This window comes from Ferrovibrio sp. (assembly GCF_029255545.1).
Lineage (GTDB): Bacteria > Pseudomonadota > Alphaproteobacteria > Ferrovibrionales > Ferrovibrionaceae > Ferrovibrio.
This window is the reverse complement of record NZ_JANLJJ010000037.1, coordinates 1-4,535: the sequence shown is the minus strand read 5'-3', so window position 1 is coordinate 4,535 and position 4,535 is coordinate 1. Positions and strand designations below refer to the sequence as shown.

General features: G+C 65.5%; 5 protein-coding genes. 2 read left to right on the top strand and 3 right to left on the bottom strand.

The features are described from left to right. From Q1J79_RS06990 to Q1J79_RS06980, 3 genes are all read right to left on the bottom strand, one after another. Positions 1-532: Hsp33 family molecular chaperone HslO (locus tag Q1J79_RS06990; protein WP_300298462.1), on the bottom strand; the 532-nt coding region annotated here is incomplete at its 3' end. Positions 533-551: 19 nt separating this feature from the next. Further along, complete coding sequence (argF, locus tag Q1J79_RS06985) at positions 552-1,481, bottom strand: ornithine carbamoyltransferase (RefSeq protein WP_300298459.1); 930 nt, start codon at positions 1,479-1,481, stop codon at positions 552-554. Next, entirely contained in the window at positions 1,478-2,683 is a 1,206-nt protein-coding gene (locus tag Q1J79_RS06980) for an aspartate aminotransferase family protein (protein WP_300298457.1), read from the bottom strand. The genes argF and Q1J79_RS06980 overlap by 4 nt, the downstream gene beginning before the upstream one ends. A gap of 271 nt (positions 2,684-2,954) precedes the next feature. Between Q1J79_RS06980 and Q1J79_RS06975 the strand changes: the two genes are divergently transcribed. Together Q1J79_RS06975 and Q1J79_RS06970 are read left to right on the top strand one after the other, a co-directional pair. Continuing rightward, positions 2,955-4,121 (top strand): iron-containing alcohol dehydrogenase, encoded by a 1,167-nt coding sequence (locus Q1J79_RS06975; RefSeq protein ID WP_300298454.1) that lies wholly within the window; start codon positions 2,955-2,957, stop codon positions 4,119-4,121. A 5-nt stretch (positions 4,122-4,126) separates the two neighbouring features. Continuing rightward, positions 4,127-4,535 (top strand): thioesterase family protein (locus Q1J79_RS06970; RefSeq protein WP_300298452.1); only part of this gene is annotated, 409 nt, incomplete at its 3' end.

Below are 4,535 nucleotides of genomic sequence, written 5' to 3'. Positions count from 1 at the left end.
CCTTGCGATGGGCGGCGCCCAGCACGACGCGGGCATTGAGCTGCTCCGACTGGGCGAAATAGGCATGGGCGGCCTCGGCCAGCGTGTTGCCCGACAAATCCACGATGCCTTGATACCGCTCCATCTCTTCGCCCTGCGGGTCGATGGTGAAGGCGAGGTAACCCTTGCCCAGCAGCAGGGGCACCAGGGCGCGGTTGCCGCCCGGCCCGATTTCCAGGCCTTCCAGCCGTTCGGCGTCGAAACTGGCATAACCACGCAGATGCCCCGGCGCGCGGCAATCGGCCACCAGGGTCGAGACCGGGCCGTCGCCCTTGGCCTGCAGCGAGAAGACGCCATCGAATTTCAAGGCCGTGGCCATGGTGGCGGTCAGCGTCATCGCCTCGGCCAGCAGATGCGCCACCGGCTCGGGATAGGCATGCCGGCTCAGGATGCGGTCGATCGCCGGGCCCAGCCGCACCAGGCGGCCGCGCACGTCGCACTGCTCGATCTGGAACGGCAGCGACAGGTCGTCGTGAAGGGGAAGCGTACTCACGCGGCCAATATAATGCGGCTCAGGCGCCGAAACACCAGGCGAGGATCGCCTTCTGGGCATGCAGGCGGTTTTCCGCCTCGTCGAACACCACCGATTGCGGCCCGTCGATCACCTCGGACGTCACTTCCTCGCCGCGATGGGCGGGCAGGCAATGCATGAAGATGGCGTCTTTCGCCGCCTTGGCCATCAGCGCGGCATTGACCTGATAGGGCGCCAGGATCTTGTGCCGCCGTTCGGCGTCCTTCATGCCCATCGACACCCAGGTATCGGTGATCAGGCAATCGGCGTCGGCCGCGGCCTGGGCCGGATCATGGCTCACGTTGATCTGGCCCTGGCGCTCGGCCGCCCATTTCAGCACTTTCGCGTCCGGCTGCAATTCGGCCGGGCAGGCCAGGTCGAGGCGGAAGCCGAAAAGCACGGCGGCATGGATCAGCGAGGTGGCCATGTTGTTGCCGTCGCCGACCCAGGCCAGCTTGCGGCCGCGGATCGGACCGCGCTTTTCCTCGAACGTCAGCACGTCGGCCATCACCTGGCAGGGATGGCTGTCGTCGGTCAGGCCGTTGATCACCGGCACGCTGGCATTGGCCGCCAGGTCGGCCAGGTTCTGCGCCTTGCCGGTGCGCATCATGATGGCATCCACATTGGCCGACAGGATTTTCGCCGTGTCGGCGATGCTTTCGCCGCGGTTGATCTGCAGCTCGTCGGCGCGCACCACGATGGTCTCGCCGCCCAGCTGGCGCATGGCGCTGTCAAACGACAGCCGCGTGCGCGTCGAGGGTTTCTCGAAGATCATCGCCAGGATGCGGTCGGCGGCCGGCCGGTCGGGCTCCATCCAGCCTTTTGGCCGACCCATGCGGCCGGCCTTCATCCTCGCCGCGTGGCTTAAAATGCCGCGCAGCGTCTCGGCCGGAATCCGGTCGAGATCGAGGAAATGCCGCACGCCGTTCATGCCGCTTCCCCGGCCGCGTCCTTTTGGGCTTTCGCCTGCAGCTTCTGGCACGCCGCCTCGATGCGCTGGATGCCTTCCGCCAGGTCCTTTTCCGGGATGGTCAGCGGCGGCAGCAGGCGCACGGTGTTGTCGCTCGCCGTCACGCCCAGCACATGCTCGTCGCGGATCGCGGCCTGGAAGTCGGAATTCACGCATTTGCTCTTCACCGCGAGCAAAAAGCCCTGGCCACGCACTTCCTCGATCACCTCGGGGTAGCGGTCGGCCAGCATGGCGAGCTGCTGGCGGAAATACGAGCTGCGCTTCTGCACGCCGTCGAAAAAGCCGGGCTCCAGCATCACGTCCAGCACGGCGTTGCCCGCCGTCATGGCCATGACGTTGCCGCCAAAGGTAGTGCCATGGGTGCCGGGCTTGATGCCCGAGCAGGCCTCGTCGGTGGTCAGGATCGCGCCGACCGGGAAGCCGCCGCCCAGGCCCTTGGCCAGCGTCATGATGTCGGGCGTGATGCCGGCCCATTCATAGGCGAACAGCTTGCCGGTGCGGCCCATGCCGGTCTGCACCTCATCCAGGATCAGCAGCAGCTTGTGCTCGTCGCAGATCTGGCGGATCGCGCGCAACGTCTCGGTCGGCACGGCGCGGATGCCGCCCTCGCCCTGGATCGGCTCGATCATGACCGCCGCCGTCTCCGGCGTGATCGCGGCCTTCAGCGCCTTCAGGTCATTCAGCGGCACATGGTCGAAACCCTCGACCACCGGGCCAAAGCCTTCCAGGTATTTCTTGTTGTTGGTCGCCGCCAGCATGGCCAGCGTGCGGCCGTGGAAGGCGCCGTCGAAGGTGATGACGCGGTATTTCTCCGGCTGGCCCTTCGCGGAGAAGTATTTGCGCGCGATCTTCACCGCGCCCTCGTTCGCCTCGGCGCCCGAGTTGCAGAAAAAGGCCTTGTCGGCGAAGGAATGCTCGACCAGCCGCTGGGCCAGCTTTTCCTGCTCCGGGATCTGGAACAGGTTGGAGACATGCCACAGCTTGGCGGCCTGCTCCTGGATGGCCTTCACCAGATGCGGATGGCTGTGGCCCAGCGCGGTGACGGCGATGCCGGAGCCGAAGTCGAGATAACGTCGACCGTCGGCGGTGTAGAGGTAAGGACCCTCGCCCCGCTCGAACGCGAGGTTCGTCCTCGCGTAGGTCGACATCAATGCTTCGCTCACGGCACGGCTCCTGTGGTTGCGGCCCCGTCACATGACAAACACGGACTGGCGACGGGCCCCTGAAACGATGACGCCAGCCCCGGCTTTTTGACGCGGCCGGGCTGGCGGGAAGGGCAGGACTCTAAGGGCCGGCAAAAGCTTAGTCAATTCAGCGAATGTAGCGGGACAATGGGTTGCAACCCTCGGCCGGCCCTCCCGCCGGGGAAGGCTGGCCGATCCCGGCGAACGGGTGCTAGTGTCTGGAAAACATCATGAATTGCGGGAGGTCGGGATGAGCAGCCTGAGTTTCGAGACCACGCGGCGGGTCTATTGCGAGCCGGGCGCCTCGGCGAAACTGGGCGCCCTGGCGGGCGAACTGGGCATCACCCGGGCCATGCTGGTCACCGATCCGGGCGTGATGAAGCTGGGCCTGCCCGGGGCGGCGCTGGACAGCCTGAAGGCCGCCGGCATTGCCGTCTCGATCTACGACAAAACCGAAGCCGACCCGCCGGAAAAACTGGTGCACGAGGCCGTCGCGGCGGCGAAGGACTTCCGTGCCGACGGCGTGATCGGCTTCGGCGGCGGCTCGTCGATGGATATCGCCAAGCTGGTCGCCTTCCTGCCGCGCGCCAGCCAGCAGCTTTCCGAGGTCTATGGCGTCGGCAATGCGAAGGGCAGCCGCATGCCGCTGATCCAGGTGCCCACCACGGCCGGCACCGGATCGGAGGTCACCGGCATTGCCATCATCACCACGGGTGAATCTGAAAAGAAGGGTGTGGTCTCGCCGCTGCTGCTGCCCGATATCGCGCTGCTCGATGCCGATCTCACGCTGGGCCTGCCTCGGCATGTGACGGCGGCGACCGGCGTGGATGCCATGGTGCATGCCATCGAGGCCTATACGACCAGGCATAAAAAGAATCCGATGTCGGATGCGTTGGCGCGCGAGGCCCTGCGCCTGCTGTCAGGCAATATCCGTCATGTCTGTTCCGAGGCCGGCGCGAAGGACCGCAAGGCGCGCTCCGACATGCTGCTGGGTGCCATGCTGGCCGGCATGGCGTTTGCCAACGCGCCGGTAGCGGCGGTGCATGCCCTGGCCTATCCCGTGGGCGGGCATTTCCATGTGCCGCATGGGCTTTCGAATGCGTTGATGCTGCCGCATGTGCTGCGCTTCAACCTCGCGGTCGACACGGCGGCGGCGCAATATGCCGAGCTGGCGCCGATCCTCCTTCCCGGAAAAAGTTTCTCAACGGCATCCGCCGGCGCCGGCGCATTGCTGGCCGAGCTGGAATCGATCATCGACGCCGTGAAGCTGGAAAAACAGCTGCGCCAGGTCGGCATCAGCCACAACCACCTGCCGATGCTGGCGAAAGACGCGATGAACCAGCAGCGCCTTTTGGTCAACAACCCGCGCGAGGTCGGCTACGACGACGCGCTGAAGATCTACGAACAGGCACTGTAAGCGACATGAGCGAGGTTCTCGACCCCAAGCTGGAAGTGCGGGCGAATTACCGCCACAGCCTGATGATCCCGACCCGGCTTTCCGACATCGACGTCTACCAGCATGTCAACAACGTGCAGTATTACGCTTACTTCGACACGCTGGTGAACGACTACATGATCCGCTTCGGCGGGCTCGACATGGTCAACGACACAATCATCGGCCTGCTGGTGGAAAGCGGCTGCCGCTTCCACAAGTCGCTGAACTACCCCGAGACCATCGAGGGCTGCCTGCGCACGGTGAAGCTCGGCAATTCCTCGGCCCGCCACGAGATCGCGCTGTTCCGCGCCAATGATCCGCATCCCGCCGCCACCGGCCATTTCGTGCATGTCTTCGTCGAGCGCGGCGTGCAGAAGCCGGTGCCGATCCCGGCCA